Origin of the sequence: Bacillus cereus group sp. MYBK195-1 (assembly GCF_051916605.1) — a bacterium.
GTDB classification, from domain to species: domain Bacteria; phylum Bacillota; class Bacilli; order Bacillales; family Bacillaceae_G; genus Bacillus_A; species Bacillus_A cereus.
Map to the genome: position 1 here is coordinate 80940 of NZ_JBQAGZ010000010.1, position 20176 is coordinate 101115.

Consider the following 20176-nt stretch of genomic DNA (forward strand, 5'->3'; position numbering starts at 1 on the left):
TTTTTCTTTATGCTATTTGGTTGATATTATCTATTCTTTTGGAGCGCTTTTATATACGCTTTTTGAAATTTGTCCATTTGATATTACTTCCCCGTTTTGTGTTACTTTTTTATACGTAACCGCTGTGATTTTATCACTAGTCCTACTAATTACTTGAGAAGAAACTTCAACATTTTTACCAGTATTTGTACCGAAAATGCGTGTAGTAATACTACCTCCATTTGAAAATGCTTGAATATAAATATGATTGCCTGTATTATTTTTAAATTTTAAATCTGGACCATAATCTGCTACTGCTGCATCTTGCCCAAGTGGTAAATAATTTACTGGCATAGAATGATTGCTTCGAGAAACAATGCCTAAATCTGCCCTTAAAGCTGCGCTGTATAAAGTACTACTGACTTGGCAAACTCCTCCGCCTGCACTTTGTATTACTTTACCTTGTGAATATACTGCTGCAGATTTGTAACCATGTGCAGCATCAGTTACGCCAACGCGGCCGTTAAAACTAAATGTTTCATCAGGTGCGACAATAACCCCACTTAAAGTATTAGCTGACTTATTTACGTTAAATGATTGATTTCCGTTACGGCCAGCCATTGGAGTAGAATATTCAGCAATGACTTCTTTAATACCCATTTTCTGTATATCTTCTGTAGAACGTTCTGGTTTTATGAATGTAACTGGTAATGTAACATCTGATTTACCAGTAGTAATAGCTTCGTTTGTTAAACTGTTTAGTTTTCCTTTATCAATTTTTTCTCCGTTTTGGCTTTGACTAACATTTACTGTTGAGCCTTCAATGCTTAATTCTGCATTAACAGGATTTTTTAATGTTTCATTATATTTATCTTTTATAAAGGTTTCATAAGCTGTTGTATTTAATTGTGGTGTTAATTTATAGTCACGTTTTAATTCACCGTTTTCAGCTTGCTTACGCATTTTGTAACGATTCATTACGTTTCCTTCTTGTTCTTTAAAGATTTTGTCAATAATATCTTTCTCTTTATAATTTACTCCTAAATCTTTCCATGTGTAAGTTTGTTTATCGTTTTGGAATATGTAGGTAAGGGATTTTTGATCTAATTCAGTTACCCTTTGATTAATAATTGCTTGAATATCTTTCTTATTTTTTCCATCGAGAGAAATACCTTCAAATGTAGTATTTGGTAATGCAGTAGTATCTAATTGATTATTTAATTTGGATACATATTGATATCCCCCAACACCGCCTACACAAAGTAATATGCCCCCAGCAATTGCAGAACCAATCAGTATTTTACTTAGCTTCATTTATTTCCCCCCAGAAATTTATGTATAAATATATGTATTACATTTTTTGTATAAAAATGATGAAAATAACATTATTTACGTACTAGTATACTATTATTTTCACTGCGTGTGTAATGTTTTCATAAAAAATGTTACATTTCTGTAATAATTGTCACTTCTTGTCACAATGTGTATGAAAAATATGTTGAAAAATATAATAAAAAGGCTGTCTAGAAAGATCTAGCAGCCTTTTTATTATAATTTTTTATGTTCATTTTTATTCGTAACACCGAGATGTTTTTGAAGGGTAGTTGAAATAGTATCGACGCTTTTTTCATTTGGAACGTAATAATAAATACCACCTATATATTTATCTGTACCTTCTACTTGCATTTTTTCCATCTTTAAATTTGAATCCATTGAATTTTTTGTAATTGTCATCATATCATCAAAAGTTAAATTGGTTTTTAAGTCTTTATCGACAGCGTCTAGTAGGCCACCGATTTTATTAATGGAATTAAGAGATAGTGCCTTTTCAGCAATGGCCTCTAATACAAGCTGTTGTCGTTGGCCACGCATATAATCACTATCGATGTGACGAGTTCTAGCTAGTGCCAGTGCCTCTTCTCCATTTAAATGTTGACGTCCTTTTTTTAGATGAATTGCATCTGCTTCATCTTTACTGTTTTGCTCTGTGAATTCAACTGGAACGTCCACAGTAATGCCACCAAGAGAATCAACAATTTTAATAAAGGATTTAAAATTGAATTTTACATAATAATCAACTGGAACATCTAAAAAGTTCTCTACCGTATCGATTGTGCTGTCTACACCACCGAATACGTGCGCATGTGTGATTTTATCGTATTTATCACGTGATTTAATGTAGACGCGTGAGTCACGTGGAATGCTTACAAGTTTAACGGATTTATCGTTTTTATTAATTGTTGCAAGTAATAACGCATCTGTTCGAGTTGCTTTTCCATAACCTTTTTCCCTAATATCACTTTCATCAACACCCATAATTAGTACGGAAATATTGTCGGTCATAGGTTTAACAGCTTTTTCACGTTTACTGGACTTATCTCCTCGACCTAGTTCAGCATAAGCATTATTTAAGACGGACTTTGCTTTACTGTATATATGGAAGGAGTAGCCTCCTGCTCCAAGTGCTACAATTAGTAATGGAATAAGAAGGAACCAAAGTAGGCGTTTTTTCTTTGAGCGTCCTTTTTTGGCTCGCGTATTGTTGTTCGTGTCGGATTTCATCATTTTTTCTCCTTTAAAACTATCAAAGTGTATACATTTAGAAGTGTATTCAAACACATAAAAAATATTTTACGCTAAATAAAAGCGATTGTACATGTATAAAAAATAGATGTCTTGATTATTTATCCCGTATTAACGAGCAGTAAAATGCCCACCTCAAAGTCCAGTGAATACAATGAAGTTAGGTGGGAGATAACTGCCCGTAAATACCCGATTGGTGAAGGCTAATAATCAGAGTGGGGATAGCCCCACTCTGATTAAAGTTTCACTTTATAAGACACCTATTCGTTATTGTATACAAAAGATAAGGATAAGAAAATGATAAAATTTTACCTAATTACAACATAATGCTTACGATAATTGCAGATAAAATACTAACGAGAGTAGCTCCATATAGTAATTTAAGGCCAAACCTCGCAACAACGTTTCCTTGTTCTTCGTTTAGTCCTTTTACCGCACCTGAAATAATACCAATGGAAGAAAAATTGGCAAAAGACACGAGGAAAACAGAAATAATACCAACTGTACGGGGAGAAAGGCTATTAGAAATTTTACTAAGGTCCATCATTGCGACAAATTCATTCGTTACAAGCTTCGTTGCCATAATGCTGCCAGCTGCTACAATTTCAGAACTTGGTACACCGATAAGGAATGCGATAGGTGCAAATACGTAGCCAATTAATTGTTGGAACGTAATACCGAATATAATGAGGAACAAGTCATTAATACAACTAATTAAGGCAACAAATCCGATGAGCATAGCGCCGACAACAATGGCTACACGAAAACCATCAAGAATGTATTCTCCAAGCATTTCAAAAAAGCTTTGTTTTTCACCTTTGATTTCTAAAATATCTTCGTCATCTTTAACGTCGTAAGGGTTAATGATGAGTACGATAATAAAACCGCTAAATAAATTGAGAACGAGTGCAGTTACTACATACTTAGGTTCAATCATTGTCATATAGGCACCTACGATAGACATAGATACGGTTGACATAGCGGAGGCACAAAGTGTATAAAGACGGTGTTTTGGGATTTGAGCTAATTGCTTTTTTACTGTAATAAAAACTTCTGATTGGCCGACAATGGCAGAGGCGATAGCGTTGTAAGATTCTAATTTCCCAAGACCATTTATTTTACTAAGAAAGTACCCGATCCAACGAATGAAAAATGGTAGTATTTTGAAATGTTGTAATATACCAATTAAAACAGAAATAAAGACGATTGGTAATAATACAGTAAGGAAAAATGGCATTTCACCTTTATTTGCAAGACCACCAAATACGAAATTTATTCCATTAGCAGCATACTCGAGTAGCTTTGTAAACAAACTGGAAATGATTCTAATAAGTATGAGGCCGATTTCTGTATTTAATAGTAAATAGGTTAAAATTAACTGTATAATAAGCATGATAAAAATTGGTTTAAATTTAATATGCTTCTTATTATTGCTAGCAATATAAGCGAGCAAGAAAACAACAATTAGTCCGACGAAAAAAGTAATGAATTTCATGGTAAGCCCCCTAAAAGAGATATTCTGCTATATATGTTTTTCATTTCAAGGGAGAATATGCATCTTTGGTAAAGAAAGGAATAGAGAGAGTATGAATATATTTAGAGTGCATCACGTTGCAATTATTTGTTCGAATTATGAGAAGTCAAAGTATTTTTATACTAGAATATTAGGGTTTAAAGAAATGAATGAAGTATATAGAAAGGAACGAGATTCTTATAAATTAGATTTATGTGTAGGAGAAGAGTATCAAATCGAATTATTTTCATTTCCAAATCCGCCTGAGCGCAAAAGTTTTCCAGAAGCAGCCGGTCTTAGACATTTAGCATTTGCTGTTACAAATATAGAAGAAGCTGTGAAGCATTTAAATCAATGTGGTGTTGAGACCGAACCGATCCGTATTGATGAAATAACGGGGAAGAAATTCGTCTTTTTCCAAGACCCTGATGGTTTACCTTTAGAATTGTATGAGGTTTGAAAATTGGTGGATTTTATATAGAGTTGCTTTCCAATAATTGAAGAAACTAAAGTGAAACTTCTTTTTAAAAGGAGGTGTAACTTTAGCTAAGAAAGCTAAAGAGCATATGTGGATATTTTAAAATTATTGATGGTAGTCATTCTTATTGGGTTAACAGCATTTTTTGTGGCTGTTGAATTTGCAATTATTAAGGTACGTAGCAGTCGTATTGATCAACTCGTTAGCGAAAAAAGACGAGGTGCACTGGCCGCTAAAAAGGTAACTACAAATTTAGATGAATATTTATCGGCCTGTCAGCTAGGTATTACAATTACTGCTTTAGGGCTCGGGTGGTTAGGGGAACCAACCATTAAACATTTACTCGAGCCGTTGTTTTTAAAATTGCAATTCTCACCTACAATTTCCAGTACAGTTTCATTTATTATTGCCTTTGCAGTAATTACATTTTTACATGTTGTCATTGGGGAACTTGCTCCAAAGACATTTGCTATACAAAAAGCAGAACAAGTTAGCTTATTGTTATCGAAGCCACTTATTTATTTTTACCGAGTTATGTATCCGTTTATTTGGGCTTTGAATGGTTCAGCGAGGGTTGTAACTGGTTTATTTGGATTAAATCCAGCTTCTGAACATGAAGTAGCTCATTCAGAAGAAGAATTAAGGTTAATCTTATCTGAGAGCTATGAGAGCGGAGAGATTAACCAAAGGGAATTTAAATATGTAAATAATATTTTTGAATTTGATAATAGAGTAGCAAAAGAAATTATGGTACCTCGTACGGAAGTTGTAGGCTTATATGAGGACGAACCATTTGAAACACATATTAAAGTAATCGCGCAAGAAAAGTACACGAGATATCCTGTATTTGGTGAAGATAAAGATGAAATTATTGGGATGGTTAATGTAAAAGATTTATTTATTCGTTATATGGATGGTAATCGGGACGAGGAGTGCTCGATTATGCCATATACAAGGCCAGTTATTGAAGTGCTAGAAAATATTCCAATTCATGATTTACTATTACAAATGCAAAGAAAACACATTCCATTAGCTGTATTGTATGATGAATATGGTGGTACAGCAGGGATTGTTACACTAGAAGATATTTTAGAAGAAATTGTTGGAGAAATTCGAGATGAATACGATGAAGATGAGAATCCACCTATAGAGCATGTAAGTGAAGGTTATAAAATCGTAGAGGGAAAAGTGCTTATTAGTGAAGTAAATGATTTGCTTGGCATACATTTAATTGCTGATGATGTAGATACAATTGGTGGCTGGATTATGGTACAAAAACAAATCGTTGCTGAAGGAGATGTTATTGAGAAATACGGTTTTTATTTTAAAGTCCTTGAAAAGGATATGCATCAAATTAAACGAGTGGAAATAAGGAAAGTAGAAGAATGATTTTCTATAAACTTTAATAAAAAGGATATGCAGAAAAATAAATGTTTGCGCTTTCAAAAAAGGTACTATATAGTGAAGGTGGATACTGAAAAATTCTTCTGAATGATACTCGTGTTTTTAGAGGGCGGATTTTTTGGATAAGGATTTAGAATGAAAAAGTATAGGTGATAAAAATGATAGCAACGAAGGATATACGTATAGAAAAAGATTTTTTAGGTGAAAAAGAAGTACCAAGTGCAGCTTATTATGGTGTACAAACATTACGTGCCGTAGAAAACTTCCCAATTACAGGATATCGCATTCATCCATCACTCATTACAGCAATGGCAATTGTGAAAAAAGCGGCGGCGCTTGCGAATATAGATACTGGTTACTTAGCTAAAGACATTGGACATGAAATTGCAGAAGCAGCGCAAGAAATTGTTGATGGAAAGTTTCATGATCAATTTATCGTGGATCCTATTCAAGGCGGAGCCGGAACTTCTATTAATATGAATACAAATGAAGTAATTGCGAATAGAGCGTTAGAACGTATGGGATATGAAAAAGGGGCGTATGCGAAAATTAGCCCAAACACTCATGTGAACATGGCCCAATCAACGAACGATGCGTTTCCGACAGGAATTCATATTGCAACTCTTATGATGTTAGAAAAGCTTCTTATTACAATGGAAGAACTTCATTCTGCTTTTCGTAAAAAAGCAAAAGAGTTTGATCACGTTATTAAAATGGGACGCACACATTTACAAGATGCAGTTCCAATTCGCCTTGGACAAGAATTTGAAGCGTATAGCCGAGTGCTTGCGCGTGATATAAAAAGAATTAAACAGTCTCGTCAACATTTATATGAAGTGAATATGGGGGCGACAGCTGTTGGTACAGGATTAAATGCAAATCCTACGTATATTGAACAGGTGGTAAAACATTTAAGGACGTTTAGTGGGTTCCCACTTGTTGGTGCAGAGCATTTAGTTGATGCAACGCAAAATACAGATGCATACACAGAAGTATCTGCAGCACTTAAAGTATGTATGATGAACATGTCTAAAATTGCAAACGATCTTCGTATTATGGCGTCTGGGCCACGTGTTGGGTTGGCTGAAATTCAATTGCCAGCACGTCAGCCGGGTTCATCGATTATGCCAGGTAAAGTGAATCCAGTTATGGCAGAAGTGATTAACCAAGTCGCATTCCAAGTAATCGGAAACGATCATACAATTTGCTTAGCATCAGAAGCAGGACAATTAGAGTTAAACGTAATGGAGCCTGTGCTTGTATTTAATTTAATTCAATCTATAAGTATTATGAATAATGGATTCCGTGTATTCCGTGAATATTGTATTGAAGGAATTACAGCAAATGAAGAATTGCTGAAGCAATATGTTGAGAAAAGTGTTGGAATTATTACAGCAGTTAATCCTCATATTGGTTATGAAGCAGCATCTCGTATTGCACGTGAAGCGATTGAAACAGGAAAATCTGTTAGGGAGTTATGTTTAGAGCATGGTGTACTGACAGAAGAGGAATTGGATATTATTTTAGATCCATTCGAAATGACTCACCCTGAAATTGCTGGAGCTTCTTTATTAAAAAATAAAGAAATGTAATGTGAAAAACACCGATCCATTTGGATCGGTGTTTTATTTTTAAAAGATATTAAATACAGCGTTTAATTGAAGTAAGCTAATAACAGCTAAGAAGATTAAACTGTATTTCATTGCTGTTTTAAATAGAGCAGATTCTTTACCAACTAGTCCAACTGCGGCACAAGCAACTGCTACAGATTGTGGTGAAACCATTTTTGCCATTGTACCACCTACTACGTTTAAGGCAACGAGTGTAGAAGGAACGATGTTTAACTGGTCTGCTGTTACTGCTTGAAGTGGTGCGAATAAAGAACCACTTGAAACTACTGAACCTGTAATGAATACGCCAATCCATCCTAAGATTGGAGAAAGAACTGGGAATGCATTACCAGTAGAAGAGAATGCAAGTCCAAGTGTAGATGACATACCAGAGTAGTTCTCTACGTAAGCTAAAGCGATAACGCTACAAATTGTATATACTGGAGCTTTTAATTCTTTCATTGTTTCAATCATTAATTCCTTAACCATTTTACCTTTTACGCGGTAAACGATAAGTGAAACGATAATTGCTAGTACAATCGCAGTAGTTGTAGAAGAGAATACATCAAATTTGAAAACAGCTGCGAAAGGTGTATCAGCTTTTGTAATTGGTGTAGTTTTCATAACAGCATTATGAAGACCAGGGAACTGAATGTTAAATACTAAGTTTGCTAACGCACCATCTGGAGCAAATAAAGCTTTAATCGGTTTTAAGTTAAAGATTGTTACAAATGCAGTTAAGAATACGAATGGAGACCAAGCATATAAAATTTGATTGAATGTATGTGATACTTTAGTTTCTTGTTTTTCTTCTTTAGTAGAAGATTTTGGTTGCCAAACACGTAAGAATAATGCAAGAGCAATCATACTTACAACGGCTGCGAAAATATTAGTAAGTTCTGCGCCTAAGAAGTAAGTTACAGCGAATTGAGTAATAGCGAAAGAAACACCACTTACAAGAATACCTTGCCAAGTTTCTTTAATACCTTTAATTCCATCGACCATTGAAACAAGTAAGAAAGGTAAGATAACACTAATGAAAGGTAAAATAAGAACAGTTTGACGACCAATAGTTAATGCGTCAAGTTGAGTTAATTGTGCTGGTACTGTAACTGGAATACCCATAGCACCCATAGCACCACCAGCAATATTAGCTACTAAACAAATACCTGCTGCTTTTAATGGATTAAAGCCCATACCTACAAGTAGTGCGGCTGTAATAGCAACTGGAACCCCTAGACCAGCTGCGCCTTCTAAGAAAGCACCGAAAGAATAAGCGATTAATAATACTTGTAAACGTTGATCATTTGTAATGCTTGAAATACTATCGCGAATAATATTGAATTGCTCTGTTTTAACAGTTAATTTGTAAAGGAAAATTGCAGCGATAACGATAGTACAAATTGGATAAAATCCAGATAAAACACCGAATCCGGCAGATGCTACAGCTACTGTTGCTGGCATTTTATAAACAAATATTGCAAGGATAATAGCGACAATCACACTATAAAGACCAGCCATGTAACTTTTCATTTTGAATCCCATTAAACAAATGATGAAACAAAAGATTGGAAGTGCTGCGATTAGTGCAGATAACCAAATATTGTTTAACGGGTCATAAATTTGTGTCCAAGTACTCATAATAATGACAACTCCTATCTATTATATGTGAAGAAATTCACATTATTTGTGAAACAATTCACAATCAACTTACATGCTTAGTATATTCTCCTTCAACACTATTGTCAACGTAAAAAAGTATAATTATTCCATAATAGTGTTAAAAGAAAAGCTTTGTTCATAAAGTAGACAAAAAACACACTCAAATGAATTTAAGTGCGCTGTATAAACTATGTGCATATTATTTTGCTTATTCAGATGGCATGTTCCTTATAGGCGTATATTAGATGAAGTCTTTTATATTAAGTATAAAGTTTGATATATGCAATTATCTGTCCTGTTTGATCTAGTGGGGGGAACGGTGAGTGGATTTAATAGGAAGTTTTGCACAACAATCCAACCGCTTGCAATACGAATAAAAAATAAGAAACAAATTTTTAATATCACATCATCTCTTTTTACTGAAAATTCCTTTTAGCGTAACAAAGAGGTTAATTATAGTTCAACTACATTACGATAGGTTATCAATTATAGACGGTATTTTACAATACCGTTACTGTGCATTTCAATGAGGTGAAAATATAACAAAAAGCCTGATAAAACAACGTTTGCAAGCAAAGTATTCGTAGGCCATTATTTTGCTTTTTCGTTATATCATATAGTATAATATTCAAAATCAGCAAGGATTTTTTCCTGAATTTTTGCTGATAAAGATGGAAAAAATTTTCGGCTTTATAGGTTGATAAAGTTATGTCGTAACAGGAAATATAAGAACAGATATATAAATAAATAAAAAGAACATAAAAACGCAAATAAAAACGAAAATGAGGGGAACTTTATGAGCCAAAATCAATTCGAATGTCGTATTTCAGAAGAAGATGTACAAATGTTAAGAGCGTTAGCTCACCCACTTCGTCTACGTCTAGTAATGGAACTTATGCAAAGAGGAACATGTAATGTAACACAGCTACAGGAAGTATTAGAAATTCCACAATCAACTGTTTCACAACATTTAACGAAGTTAAAGCAAAATAAAGTAGTACGCTTTGAAAGACGAGGATTAGAAGTGTATTATCAAATCCATAATGATAAAGTAAGTGCGGTAGTAAAAACATTATTTTCTTAAAATTTGAATATTATGGAAAAAGACGTGTAGAATATACGTCTTTTTTTATTTGTCAGAAAGGTAGCGAGAGAGTAAATATTAGCATGTTAGGAAGAAATGACTATCAATCAATATGCTGCCTTACGGAATATATTCTAAAAGGAAAAGAAAAAATAAAAAGGAGTATAGTAAGCAAAAGGAGGGATAGTAGTATGGATGTGAAACGTGTGAAACAAATCTTATCTTCTTCAAGTAGAATTGACGTTACATATGAGGGCGTACCAGTATGGATTGAGAGCTGTGATGAGCAGAAGGGGAGTGCTCAAGTGTATGATGTATCTAATCCTGGTGAGAGCGTTCATGTGGACGTGACAGCTTTAGAGGAGAAGTAATAAAAAAGACGCTTCTAATTTTAGAAGCGTCTTTTTGTTATTCCATCATATGTGCAATTTTCTTAGAGAACATAAGAAGTACTAATCCCAGTACAATTACGATAATACCGATGCTTGCGAATACTTCTAAATATCCTAAAGATTGAGTGAAAGCGGCTAATTGTCCTGCTAATAAGTTTGCGAAGCCAGTACCAGCTAACCATACACCCATTAATAATGATGCTAATTTAACAGGAGCAATTGCACTTACCATAGATAATCCGATTGGTGATAAGAATAACTCACCGATTGTGTGGAACATGTAAGTGAATACAATGAATAGTAAGTTTGCTTTCATTGTAATGTTACCTTCATCGCTACCAGTTTTTAAAACAGCTAAAGTTAGAACTAAATATCCAATCCCTAGTAAAATCATGCCTAATGCCATTTTTGTTGGGATTTTCAAATCGCCATTTTTTGTTTTTGAAAGCTTAATCCATAACGCAGAAACAGGTAATGCTAGTAAGATAATGAATAGTGGGTTTACAGATTGGAACCAAGGTGTTGGAATTGTAAATCCACCAATTGTACGATCTACGAACTTATCTGTGTAAAGTGTTAAAGAACTACCAGCTTGCTCAAATCCTGCCCAGAAGAATACTACGAAACAAGTTAAAATTAAAATTGCAGCAGTACGTTTTTTCTCTTGTGTTGTTAAAGGTTTTTTCTCAATTGCTTTTGCATTTTTTTCTTTAGATTGTTTACCTACAACAGTTGTTCCGATAGACCCTAAGTAACGAGGTGCTAAGAAATTAAAGGCAAGCTGCCCAATAATCATACCGATACAAGCTGTTAAGAAACCGTATCTATAATCTGCGAAGTAACCGCAAATGAATGGAGCGATAAGAGCTCCTAAGTTAATCCCCATGTAGAAGATAGTGAAGGCACTATCACGACGAGAATCGTTTTCGCTATATAATTGACCTAATAAAGTCGAAATATTTGGTTTGAAGAATCCGTTACCAATAACTAATAATCCTAATCCTAAGAAAAGTCCAGTTTTTGTGTTCATTGAGAATAATACAAAGTTACCAATTGCCATGATGATACCACCAATAGTAATGGCATGTCGCTTCGTAATGAAATGGTCAGTTAACCAACCACCAATAATAGGTGTGAAGTATACTAACATTGTGAAAATACCGTAAATTTGAACTGCAACTGCTTTATCAAATCCTAAACCGCCGCTTACTAAGCTCGTTGTTAAATAAAGAACTAATAAGCCACGCATTCCGTAATAACTAAATCTTTCCCACGCCTCTGTAAAGAACAACAAGTATAACCCTGGTGGATGTTTTTTTGGTGATTGTTGCTCTCCAGCTTTGTCTAATTTTAAAGCTGCATCCATTTTTGTTTCCCCCTAATCCTGTATAACGGATATTTATGTAATCATTTTAATTTACAAAATATTTAGAAGTCAATAGAATTATATGGAAATAGAAAGAAAATTTCTAAAAAAGTTCTATTTTTCTTCGACCGTTACTGTATTTTGCCCTGAAAACGAGATGATAAGCGTTTTCAAATGTAATAATTGAATTCTAAAAGAAAATAAAATAGTGATTAATCAGAAAATTTAGATTAAAACATTTATTCTGATATAAAGAAAATATATTCTATTTACTTTCTCAATATAACATATTGGGAATAAAAATACAAAACGAAATAATGTGACATTTAAGTGAATTGAAAAATAACCAGCTCCACAGAAGGGAGCTGGTTAAGGAAATATTATTTAACAAAGCGTTTTTCGATGTCATCTAATAGTAGGTTAGCGGCCATTACGCCACCAGCTGTATTCCAAATAACGTCATCAACTTTGTATGCTTTACCATTTTTTACTGCATTTAAATTTTTAAATAGAGGATCGTTTATATACTCTTTTTCTAGTTCAGACCCTTTTTTCTCATTTCCTTTATCGAATGTGAAGTAGAATAATACGTCACCATCCATAGCAGAAATACGCTCTTTAGATACGTTACGCTCTGCAAAATCATCTTTATTTTGATCTCCAGGACGTTTAAATCCAAGTTCTTTTAAAATAACACCAGAGAATGTATCGCCATGATAAATACGAACATCACCAGGCATGAAACGAACCATAGAGATTTCTTGGTTTACTTTATCGCCAAGTTTGCCTTTTAAATCTTTTATACGTGATTCGTAATCAGCTACAACTTTTTGACCTTCTTTTTCTTTATTTAATGCTTTTGCATAAAATTTGAAGTTATCTTTCCATTCACCACGTAATGTTTCTGAGAACACAGTAGGTGCAATTGCTTTTAGTTGTTCGTACACTTTTTCGTGGCGCATTTTATTACCGATAATTAAGTCTGGTTTTAAAGAAGCAATTGTTTCAACGTTAACTTGTCCTTCATCACCAACAACTTTTACATTTTTCATTTTATCCTTAATATGTGGATACCATGGGTCACCAGTCCAAGACTTTACAGCACCAACTGGTTTCACACCTAATTCAAGTAAAGCTTCAGTTCCTTCATTTGTTAAGATAACTACACGTTTTGGATTAGCAGGAACTTCTGTTTTACCCATTGCATGTTCTACAGTAACCACTTCTTTTTTATTATCTTCTTTTGTAGATTCTTCTTTGTTATTTGATTTTCCACAAGCGCTTAAAAGCATTGAAAATGCTAGTAAAAATACAAATACTGTAAACGATTTCTTCCGCATGAAATTCATTATGTACCCCCTACATGTTGAGAATATTTTTCAATAGCAAGCATGATATTAAGCCTTTATCTTTTGATTGTCAATACATATGGGTGAAAATAATTCTCATTTCCGTTGACAATGAGAATTAAGTTGAAATACACTAACAACGTATCATTATACATTGAAGGGGAAACGCTGCATGTTATTAAAAACAAATCGAGCAAAATGGATTGGATTATTTGTTGGAATCATTGCAGTCGTTATTTGTATTTGGGGAAGTATTATTTTCGGATATACAAATACGAGTTGGAAACTAGCATTGGATGCTTTTTTCCATTTTAACGGTTCCAATGAACATATTATTATTCAAAATGTACGTCTGCCTAGGGCGTTAATTGCAGCTAGTGTTGGTGCTAGTTTAGCCATTGCTGGTTGTCTTATGCAAACTTTAACTAAGAATCCACTTGCTTCTCCAGATTTTATTGGATTAAATTCAGGTGCTGCGTTCTTTATAGTTGTAGCAATTGTAATCTTTTCAGTAACATCATTATCAGCTTTCACATGGATTGCCTTTTTAGGAGCGGCGGTTGCAGCTGTACTTGTATTTGCTTCTAGTTCTTTAGGAAAAGAAGGGACTACTCCTCTTAAGTTAACGTTAGCAGGGGTCGCAATTAGTGCATTATTTTCATCATTAACACAAGGATTACTTGTGTTAAATGAAAAAGCACTTGAAGAGGTATTATTTTGGCTTGCTGGATCTGTGCAAGGGAGAAAGTTAGAAATTTTACAATCTGTATTCCCATATTTATTAATAGGATGGATTGCATCTCTTATGATGGCAGGGAAAGTAAATACATTAATGATGGGGGAAGACGTTGCAAAAGGACTTGGACAACGAACGATTTTAATGAAATCATTCGTACTACTTATTATTGTCCTGTTGTCTGGTGGTTCAGTTGCGGTCGCAGGTCCAATTGGATTTATTGGTATTGTTACCCCGCATTTTGCCAGATTTCTAGTTGGAGTAGATCATAGGTGGAGAGTATCGTATAGCGGTTTATTAGGTGCAATACTATTAATCTTAGCTGATATAGCAGCAAGATATGTCATTATGCCACAAGAAGTACCAGTAGGAGTTATGACAGCATTTATTGGAGCTCCATTCTTTATTTATATTGCACGTAAGAGAGGGCTTAGCAAATGAAGAAGTATATTCCATTTCGTATAGGGAAAGGCGGGCCCTCGTTTTTAATGTATAAACGAGCTTGTCTCGTCTTATTTAGTTTATTAGTTGTTTTAATAGGATTATTTTTTGCGAGTGCAGGTATGGGAGACATGAAAATTGCTCCTTATGATGTATGGCAAGCGATCACTGGAAATGGCGATGCGATGTCTAACATGGTTGTAAATAAGTTTCGTATGCCGCGTATTTTAATTGCCATCCTTGTAGGAATTGCGCTTGCTGTAGCAGGATGTATTTTACAAGGTCTCGTTCGAAATCCACTTGCTTCTCCGGATATCATCGGGATTACGGGTGGGGCAAGTGTTGCAGTTGTATTGTTTTTAGCTATATTTAGTGATAAAAATAATGCGCTAACTGTAAGCATTCATTATATGCCGTTAGCAGCCTTTGTTGGGGCAACGATTGTGGCGCTTTTTGTATATTTATTTGCATGGAGAAATGACGGGTTATCGCCGATTAGTCTTGTTTTAATTGGTGTGGGGTTTTGGGCATTAACGAAAGCGGCAACGACTTTGTTTATGTTGTTAGCACCAATTTATCAAGCGAGTCAAGCGAATGTATGGATTACAGGTACTGTTTATGGTTCTTCATGGCAAAACGTTATGGTGCTTGCACCGTGGGTTCTCATTTTAACGGTAATATCATTTATAGCTGCTAGACATTTAAATGCGCAAGAGCTAGGGGATGATATTGCGGTAGGACTTGGTGTTCCTTTAACGAAGTCACGCGTATTCATGTTATTACTTAGTACGGCTTTAATTGGGGGAGCAGTTGCCTTCGCCGGAGGAATTGGATTTGTCGGTTTAATGGCACCTCATATTTCACGAAGGCTAGTTGGTTCTTTATACGGTGCATTACTCCCAGTTGCAGCTATTGTCGGTGCAATTCTAGTACTTGCTGCAGATTTAATTGGGCGTACAGTTTTCACACCACTTGAAATTCCAGCAGGGGTATTTACATCAGCAATTGGTGCACCTTATTTTATTTATTTACTTTATAAAAGTCGGAATTCATAAAGGGAGATGAATATGCAAAAAGCATTGGAGACGAAATGTTTGACGTTGTCTTATGGTGAAACAATTATTATTGATGAGTTGAATTTAGAAATTCCAAAAGGTGAAATTACAATCTTTATCGGTTCCAACGGTTGCGGGAAATCAACTTTATTACGTTCACTAGCTAGATTATTAAAGCCAACAACTGGTGACATTTTGTTAGATAATCAAGCTATTCAAAGTATGCAAACGAAGCAAATTGCTCGTCAAATGGCAATTTTACCGCAAGGACCGCAAGCACCTGAAGGGCTTACAGTATTGCAACTTGTAAAACAAGGACGCTATCCATATCAAACATGGCTGAAACAGTGGTCAGAAAAAGATGAGGAAATGGTACAGAAGGCACTTGCAGCAACAGGTATGACAGAATTTGCTGAGCGTGATGTGCATGCTCTTTCAGGTGGACAACGACAACGTGCTTGGATTGCAATGACGCTTGCACAAGATACAGATATTATTTTACTGGATGAGCCTACTACATATTTAGATATGACTCACCAAATTGAAGTGCTAGATTTATTATTCGAATTAAATGAAACAGAACAAAGAACAATTGTTATGGTATTACACGATTTAAATTTAGCATGTCGCTATGCAGATAACATTGTAGCCATTCAAGATAAACAAATATATGCACAAGGTAAACCTGAAGAAGTGGTAGATGAGAAACTAGTACGTGATGTATTCCGAATGGAGTGTCAAATTAGTACGGATCCGTTGTTTGGAACACCGCTTTGTATACCTCACGGAAGAGGAAGACGTGTAGTTAAAGAAGTTGCTCAGGCAATGAGATAAAAAAACGATGAGTGATTCATCGTTTTTTTTATTTGGTACAAGAAAATAAGAGGAAGAGAGGAATACGTAAGCGACGTTTATAATCTGCTTCATTTTGAAAATAGGTTGGATTTGGTGTAGCTTCTTTTAATGATGTAATGGTAAATCCGGCTTGCTGTAATAATGTGAAATAATCTTCCGTTGTACGATGATATTTAATAACTTCTTGGTCAATCCATGGTTCAACCCGTTTGCCTAGTTTAAAGTAATCATCGACGAGCCAACTCGTTCTTTTACCACTTGTTTGTAAGCTTTCAAACGAAGAAGTAATAACGGGATGTTGAACGCTAAAGGTAAAGGTGCCATTTGTTTTTAAAGTTTGAAATACATTTTGAAAAATGGTATCAAGATGTTCAATATAATGTAAGGCGAGTCTAGATGTTACTAAATCAAAAGTGGAAGAGGGGTAGGTATAATCTTTGAGGTTTAAAAAATGAACAGATCCATTTTTATTTTCTAGTTGTTTTTTAGCTTTTTCATACATAAGTTCGGAGCCTTCAATGCCGGTGTAAGAGTAGCATCCCTTTTCTAATAATTCCGCGCCAAACTTAGCATCACCACAGCCTAAATCGAGAATTTGTTTTCCTCGTACATGACCAATGAGCTGAAAGAATACTGGTTTTTCAATGGATTCATTTGGGCTATTTTCTCGGTATCTTCGTTTCATATATTGTTCGAAAAATGCTGTGTTATTGTATACATCAGATTCTGTAAATGCCATGTTTGAAACCTCCCGAAATATTTTTTTAATTCTATCAAATATGAAAAGTAAATGATAGATTTATTGTAATGAATCATATATAATCTAAAAATGTAAGCGGTTACTTTAAACTATTTTTCTATAATAAATTCTGAAAACGTGTTAAGCTAGTAGAGGGATTATTAGAACTATTAAGACAATAATCCGCTTACATGAACGATGGGAGGCTTCACGATGTCTAGTAAAACACTTGCGAAATTTTTAGAAGAAAACTTAGAGGATTTAAAATCAAAGGGGCTTTATAACGTAATTGATCCGCTTGAGAGTTCAAATGGACCGATCATTACAATTGGCGGAAAAGAATATATTAACTTATCTTCAAACAACTATCTTGGATTAGCAACAGATAGCCGTTTGCAAGAAGCAGCAATTGGTGCTATTCATAAGTACGGTGTTGGAGCAGGGGCTGTTCGTACAATTAACGGTACTTTAGATTTGCATATTAAGTTAGAAGAAACAATTGCAAAGTTTAAACATACAGAAGCAGCAATTGCTTATCAATCAGGATTTAACTGTAATATGGCAGCGATTTCAGCTGTTATGGATAAAAATGATGCAATTCTTTCAGACGAATTAAACCATGCTTCTATTATTGATGGTAGTCGTCTATCAAAAGCAAAAATTATTGTTTATAAACATTCGGATATGGAAGATTTACGCCAAAAAGCAATTGCGGCGAAAGAATCAGGTCTTTACAATAAATTAATGGTAATTACAGACGGTGTCTTTTCAATGGATGGAGATGTTGCAAAACTACCAGAAATTGTTGAGATTGCAGAAGAGTTAGATTTAATGACATACGTAGATGATGCACACGGTTCAGGTGTACTTGGAAAAGGTGCAGGAACTGTAAAGCACTTCGGTCTTTCTGATAAAGTTGATTTCCAAATTGGTACATTATCAAAAGCAATTGGGGTAATTGGTGGATATGTAGCAGGGAAACAAAATTTAATTGACTGGTTAAAAGTTCGTTCACGTCCATTCTTATTCTCTACAGCATTAACACCAGCTGATGCAGCAGCTTGCATGAGATCAATTGAAATCTTAATGGAAAGCACAGAGTTACACGATCGCTTATGGGAAAATGGTCGCTACTTAAAACAAGGATTAAAAGAACTTGGCTTTAACATTGGGGAAAGTGAAACGCCAATTACACCTTGTATCATTGGGGATGAGGTATTAACACAAGAATTTAGTAAACGTCTAAATGAAGAAGGTGTATACGCAAAATCTATCGTGTTCCCAACTGTAGCAAAAGGAACAGGGCGCGTTCGTAATATGCCTACAGCAGCTCATACGAAAGAAATGTTAGATGAAGCAATTCTTAAGTATGAAAAAGTAGGAAAAGAAATGGGCATCATTTAAGTAACGACATCTTTTGAATAGCTTGCAAATGAGGAGTGGGGAAAATGAAAAAAATTCTAGTAACCGGTTCTTTAGGGCAAATTGGTTCTGAACTAGTAATGAAACTTCGTGATGTATACGGCGCATCAAATGTTATTGCAACAGATATTCGTGAAACAGATAGTGAAGTAGTAACGTCTGGTCCATTTGAAACGTTAGATGTAACAGATGGACAAAAACTACATGATATCACAAAGCGTAATGAAGTAGATACAATTATTCATTTAGCAGCTTTACTTTCAGCAACAGCAGAAAAAAATCCGTTATTTGCATGGAACTTAAATATGGGCGGACTTGTAAATGCATTAGAAGCAGCTCGTGAATTAAACTGTAAATTCTTCACGCCAAGTTCTATCGGCGCATTCGGTCCATCGACGCCAAAAGATAATACACCGCAAGATACAATTCAGCGTCCTACTACGATGTACGGGGTAAACAAAGTGGCAGGAGAATTACTATGTGATTATTATCATCAAAAATTTGGTGTAGATACGCGCGGTGTCCGTTTCCCAGGTTTAATTTCTTACGTAGCTCCTCCAGGAGGCGGAACAACTGATTATGCAGTTGAAATTTATTATGAGGCGATTAAAAAAGGTGCATACACCTCATACATTGCTGAAGGAACGTACATGGACATGATGTATATGCCTGATGCTTTACAAGCGATCATTTCATTAATGGAAGCTGATCCAAGTAAGCTAGTGCATAGAAATGCATTTAACATTACAGCAATGAGCTTCGAGCCAGAGCAAATTGCAGCGTCAATTCGTAAACACATTCCGACGTTTACAATGGATTACGCAGTAGATTCAGCTCGTCAAACAATCGCTGATAGCTGGCCAAACTCTATTGACGCAACTGCAGCAATGAAAGAGTGGGGCTTTAAAGCAGAATACGATTTAGACAAAATGACAACTGACATGCTGGCTAAGTTAAAAAAAAAGCTCGCAGCTGAGTTAGTGATGAATTAATAGGAAGAGTCGATTCTTAGGAATCGGCTCTTCATTATTTTTGGGAGGAGAGAAGTCTTATGCAAAGAGTTGATGTCGTATACGCACTAATACATGACGAGGAAATAGATAAAATATTAATGGTACATAATACAGAACAAAACGTTTGGTCATTGCCAGGTGGGGCTGTGGAAAAAGGTGAAATATTAGAGGAAGCACTAATAAGAGAAGTGAAAGAAGAGACAGGTTTAACTGCTACGTTAGGTGGACTTGTTGCGATCAATGAAAAATTCTTTGAAGAATCAGGGAATCATGCACTGTTTTTTACATTCCGAGCGAATGTAGTAAAAGGGGAACTTATTGCGGAAGATGAAGGTGAAATTTCTGCAATAGAGTGGGTAGATCGAACAATTGCGAATGAGCGCTTCCCATACTATGACGGAGGATTTGAATCTTTATTAGAAGTAGCCATTCCATACAAGTTTCAACCAGAAACAAAGTAATTGAACGAAAAAACAGGAGCCACAAGGCTCCTAT

18 protein-coding genes are annotated in these 20176 nt (G+C 35.0%); 11 read left to right on the forward strand and 7 right to left on the reverse strand.

Annotated elements, in window-relative coordinates:
• Window positions 1–30: 30 nt before the first annotated feature.
• The 3 genes from ACTFRY_RS26700 to ACTFRY_RS26710 form a co-directional block, all read right to left on the reverse strand.
• Window positions 31–1293 carry a VanW family protein gene (locus ACTFRY_RS26700; protein ID WP_061664093.1) on the reverse strand — a complete coding sequence of 421 codons (1263 nt, stop codon included), beginning with the start codon at window positions 1291–1293 and terminating at the stop codon, window positions 31–33.
• Window positions 1294–1527: 234 nt separating this feature from the next.
• Complete coding sequence (locus ACTFRY_RS26705) at window positions 1528–2544, reverse strand: LCP family protein (protein WP_002163841.1); 1017 nt, start codon at window positions 2542–2544, stop codon at window positions 1528–1530.
• Window positions 2545–2878: 334 nt separating this feature from the next.
• Complete coding sequence (locus tag ACTFRY_RS26710; protein ID WP_000668870.1) at window positions 2879–4057, reverse strand: NupC/NupG family nucleoside CNT transporter; 1179 nt, start codon at window positions 4055–4057, stop codon at window positions 2879–2881.
• A 91-nt stretch (window positions 4058–4148) separates the two neighbouring features.
• On the opposite strand from ACTFRY_RS26710, the gene gloA2 reads away from it, so the two are divergent.
• The 3 genes from gloA2 to aspA all read left to right on the forward strand — a co-directional run bounded on the left by gloA2 (window position 4149) and on the right by aspA (window position 7549).
• Window positions 4149–4535 (forward strand): SMU1112c/YaeR family gloxylase I-like metalloprotein, encoded by a 387-nt coding sequence (gene gloA2 / locus ACTFRY_RS26715; protein ID WP_098616457.1) that lies wholly within the window; start codon window positions 4149–4151, stop codon window positions 4533–4535.
• A 108-nt stretch (window positions 4536–4643) separates the two neighbouring features.
• Entirely contained in the window at window positions 4644–5942 is a 1299-nt protein-coding gene (locus ACTFRY_RS26720) for a hemolysin family protein (RefSeq protein ID WP_000353325.1), read from the forward strand.
• A gap of 173 nt (window positions 5943–6115) precedes the next feature.
• On the forward strand, window positions 6116–7549 hold the full coding sequence (aspA, locus tag ACTFRY_RS26725) for an aspartate ammonia-lyase (protein WP_000562129.1): 1434 nt from the start codon (window positions 6116–6118) through the stop codon (window positions 7547–7549).
• Window positions 7550–7588: 39 nt separating this feature from the next.
• On the opposite strand, the gene ACTFRY_RS26730 is transcribed toward aspA, so the two are convergent.
• Window positions 7589–9208 carry an L-lactate permease gene (locus tag ACTFRY_RS26730; RefSeq protein ID WP_000109101.1) on the reverse strand — a complete coding sequence of 540 codons (1620 nt, stop codon included), beginning with the start codon at window positions 9206–9208 and terminating at the stop codon, window positions 7589–7591.
• Window positions 9209–10025: 817 nt separating this feature from the next.
• Here ACTFRY_RS26730 and ACTFRY_RS26735 point away from each other — a divergent pair.
• Window positions 10026–10313: an ArsR/SmtB family transcription factor gene (locus ACTFRY_RS26735; RefSeq protein WP_000081428.1), complete on the forward strand. Its 288-nt coding sequence runs from the start codon at window positions 10026–10028 to the stop codon at window positions 10311–10313.
• A 191-nt stretch (window positions 10314–10504) separates the two neighbouring features.
• Window positions 10505–10684 (forward strand): acid-soluble spore protein H, encoded by a 180-nt coding sequence (locus ACTFRY_RS26740; RefSeq protein WP_000382679.1) that lies wholly within the window; start codon window positions 10505–10507, stop codon window positions 10682–10684.
• A gap of 37 nt (window positions 10685–10721) precedes the next feature.
• Here ACTFRY_RS26740 and ACTFRY_RS26745 read toward each other — a convergent pair whose 3' ends face one another.
• Window positions 10722–12071: a peptide MFS transporter gene (locus ACTFRY_RS26745; RefSeq protein WP_000338314.1), complete on the reverse strand. Its 1350-nt coding sequence runs from the start codon at window positions 12069–12071 to the stop codon at window positions 10722–10724.
• Between the two features lie 380 nt (window positions 12072–12451).
• Entirely contained in the window at window positions 12452–13420 is a 969-nt protein-coding gene (locus tag ACTFRY_RS26750; RefSeq protein WP_001010279.1) for an ABC transporter substrate-binding protein, read from the reverse strand.
• A 172-nt stretch (window positions 13421–13592) separates the two neighbouring features.
• Between ACTFRY_RS26750 and ACTFRY_RS26755 the strand changes: the two genes are divergently transcribed.
• From ACTFRY_RS26755 to ACTFRY_RS26765, 3 genes are read left to right on the forward strand one after another with little or no spacing between them, the layout of a single operon-like run.
• Complete coding sequence (locus tag ACTFRY_RS26755) at window positions 13593–14597, forward strand: FecCD family ABC transporter permease (RefSeq protein WP_098616455.1); 1005 nt, start codon at window positions 13593–13595, stop codon at window positions 14595–14597.
• Window positions 14594–15652, forward strand: coding sequence for a FecCD family ABC transporter permease (locus ACTFRY_RS26760; RefSeq protein WP_000760070.1), 1059 nt, complete (start codon window positions 14594–14596; stop codon window positions 15650–15652). Before ACTFRY_RS26755 ends, ACTFRY_RS26760 begins: the two co-directional genes overlap by 4 nt.
• A 12-nt stretch (window positions 15653–15664) precedes the next feature.
• Window positions 15665–16486, forward strand: a complete 822-nt coding sequence (locus ACTFRY_RS26765; RefSeq protein ID WP_001167943.1) for an ABC transporter ATP-binding protein — start codon at window positions 15665–15667, stop codon at window positions 16484–16486.
• Window positions 16487–16514: 28 nt separating this feature from the next.
• Here the strand turns inward: ACTFRY_RS26765 and ACTFRY_RS26770 are convergent, their stop codons facing one another.
• Window positions 16515–17246: a class I SAM-dependent DNA methyltransferase gene (locus ACTFRY_RS26770; RefSeq protein ID WP_000885977.1), complete on the reverse strand. Its 732-nt coding sequence runs from the start codon at window positions 17244–17246 to the stop codon at window positions 16515–16517.
• Between the two features lie 213 nt (window positions 17247–17459).
• On the opposite strand from ACTFRY_RS26770, the gene ACTFRY_RS26775 reads away from it, so the two are divergent.
• From ACTFRY_RS26775 to ACTFRY_RS26785, 3 genes are read left to right on the forward strand one after another with little or no spacing between them, the layout of a single operon-like run.
• Window positions 17460–18650, forward strand: a complete 1191-nt coding sequence (locus ACTFRY_RS26775; protein WP_000095905.1) for a glycine C-acetyltransferase — start codon at window positions 17460–17462, stop codon at window positions 18648–18650.
• 44 nt (window positions 18651–18694) lie between these two features.
• Entirely contained in the window at window positions 18695–19660 is a 966-nt protein-coding gene (locus ACTFRY_RS26780) for an L-threonine 3-dehydrogenase (protein ID WP_044797126.1), read from the forward strand.
• Window positions 19661–19719: 59 nt separating this feature from the next.
• Window positions 19720–20142, forward strand: coding sequence for an NUDIX hydrolase (locus ACTFRY_RS26785; protein ID WP_001189928.1), 423 nt, complete (start codon window positions 19720–19722; stop codon window positions 20140–20142).
• Window positions 20143–20176 lie beyond the last annotated feature (34 nt).

Bases quoted from the DNA above. Each gene is read 5' to 3' on its own strand.
- ACTFRY_RS26700 (WP_061664093.1), bottom strand. From the start codon at position 1,293: ATGAAGCTAAGTAAAATACTGATTGGTTCTGCAATTGCTGGGGGCATA.
- ACTFRY_RS26705 (WP_002163841.1), bottom strand. From the start codon at position 2,544: ATGATGAAATCCGACACGAACAACAATACGCGAGCCAAAAAAGGACGC.
- ACTFRY_RS26710 (WP_000668870.1), bottom strand. From the start codon at position 4,057: ATGAAATTCATTACTTTTTTCGTCGGACTAATTGTTGTTTTCTTGCTC.
- gloA2 (WP_098616457.1), top strand. From the start codon at position 4,149: ATGAATATATTTAGAGTGCATCACGTTGCAATTATTTGTTCGAATTAT.
- aspA (WP_000562129.1), top strand. From the start codon at position 6,116: ATGATAGCAACGAAGGATATACGTATAGAAAAAGATTTTTTAGGTGAA.
- ACTFRY_RS26730 (WP_000109101.1), bottom strand. From the start codon at position 9,208: ATGAGTACTTGGACACAAATTTATGACCCGTTAAACAATATTTGGTTA.
- ACTFRY_RS26735 (WP_000081428.1), top strand. From the start codon at position 10,026: ATGAGCCAAAATCAATTCGAATGTCGTATTTCAGAAGAAGATGTACAA.
- ACTFRY_RS26740 (WP_000382679.1), top strand. From the start codon at position 10,505: ATGGATGTGAAACGTGTGAAACAAATCTTATCTTCTTCAAGTAGAATT.
- ACTFRY_RS26745 (WP_000338314.1), bottom strand. From the start codon at position 12,071: ATGGATGCAGCTTTAAAATTAGACAAAGCTGGAGAGCAACAATCACCA.
- ACTFRY_RS26750 (WP_001010279.1), bottom strand. From the start codon at position 13,420: ATGAATTTCATGCGGAAGAAATCGTTTACAGTATTTGTATTTTTACTA.
- ACTFRY_RS26755 (WP_098616455.1), top strand. From the start codon at position 13,593: ATGTTATTAAAAACAAATCGAGCAAAATGGATTGGATTATTTGTTGGA.
- ACTFRY_RS26760 (WP_000760070.1), top strand. From the start codon at position 14,594: ATGAAGAAGTATATTCCATTTCGTATAGGGAAAGGCGGGCCCTCGTTT.
- ACTFRY_RS26765 (WP_001167943.1), top strand. From the start codon at position 15,665: ATGCAAAAAGCATTGGAGACGAAATGTTTGACGTTGTCTTATGGTGAA.
- ACTFRY_RS26770 (WP_000885977.1), bottom strand. From the start codon at position 17,246: ATGGCATTTACAGAATCTGATGTATACAATAACACAGCATTTTTCGAA.
- ACTFRY_RS26775 (WP_000095905.1), top strand. From the start codon at position 17,460: ATGTCTAGTAAAACACTTGCGAAATTTTTAGAAGAAAACTTAGAGGAT.
- ACTFRY_RS26780 (WP_044797126.1), top strand. From the start codon at position 18,695: ATGAAAAAAATTCTAGTAACCGGTTCTTTAGGGCAAATTGGTTCTGAA.
- ACTFRY_RS26785 (WP_001189928.1), top strand. From the start codon at position 19,720: ATGCAAAGAGTTGATGTCGTATACGCACTAATACATGACGAGGAAATA.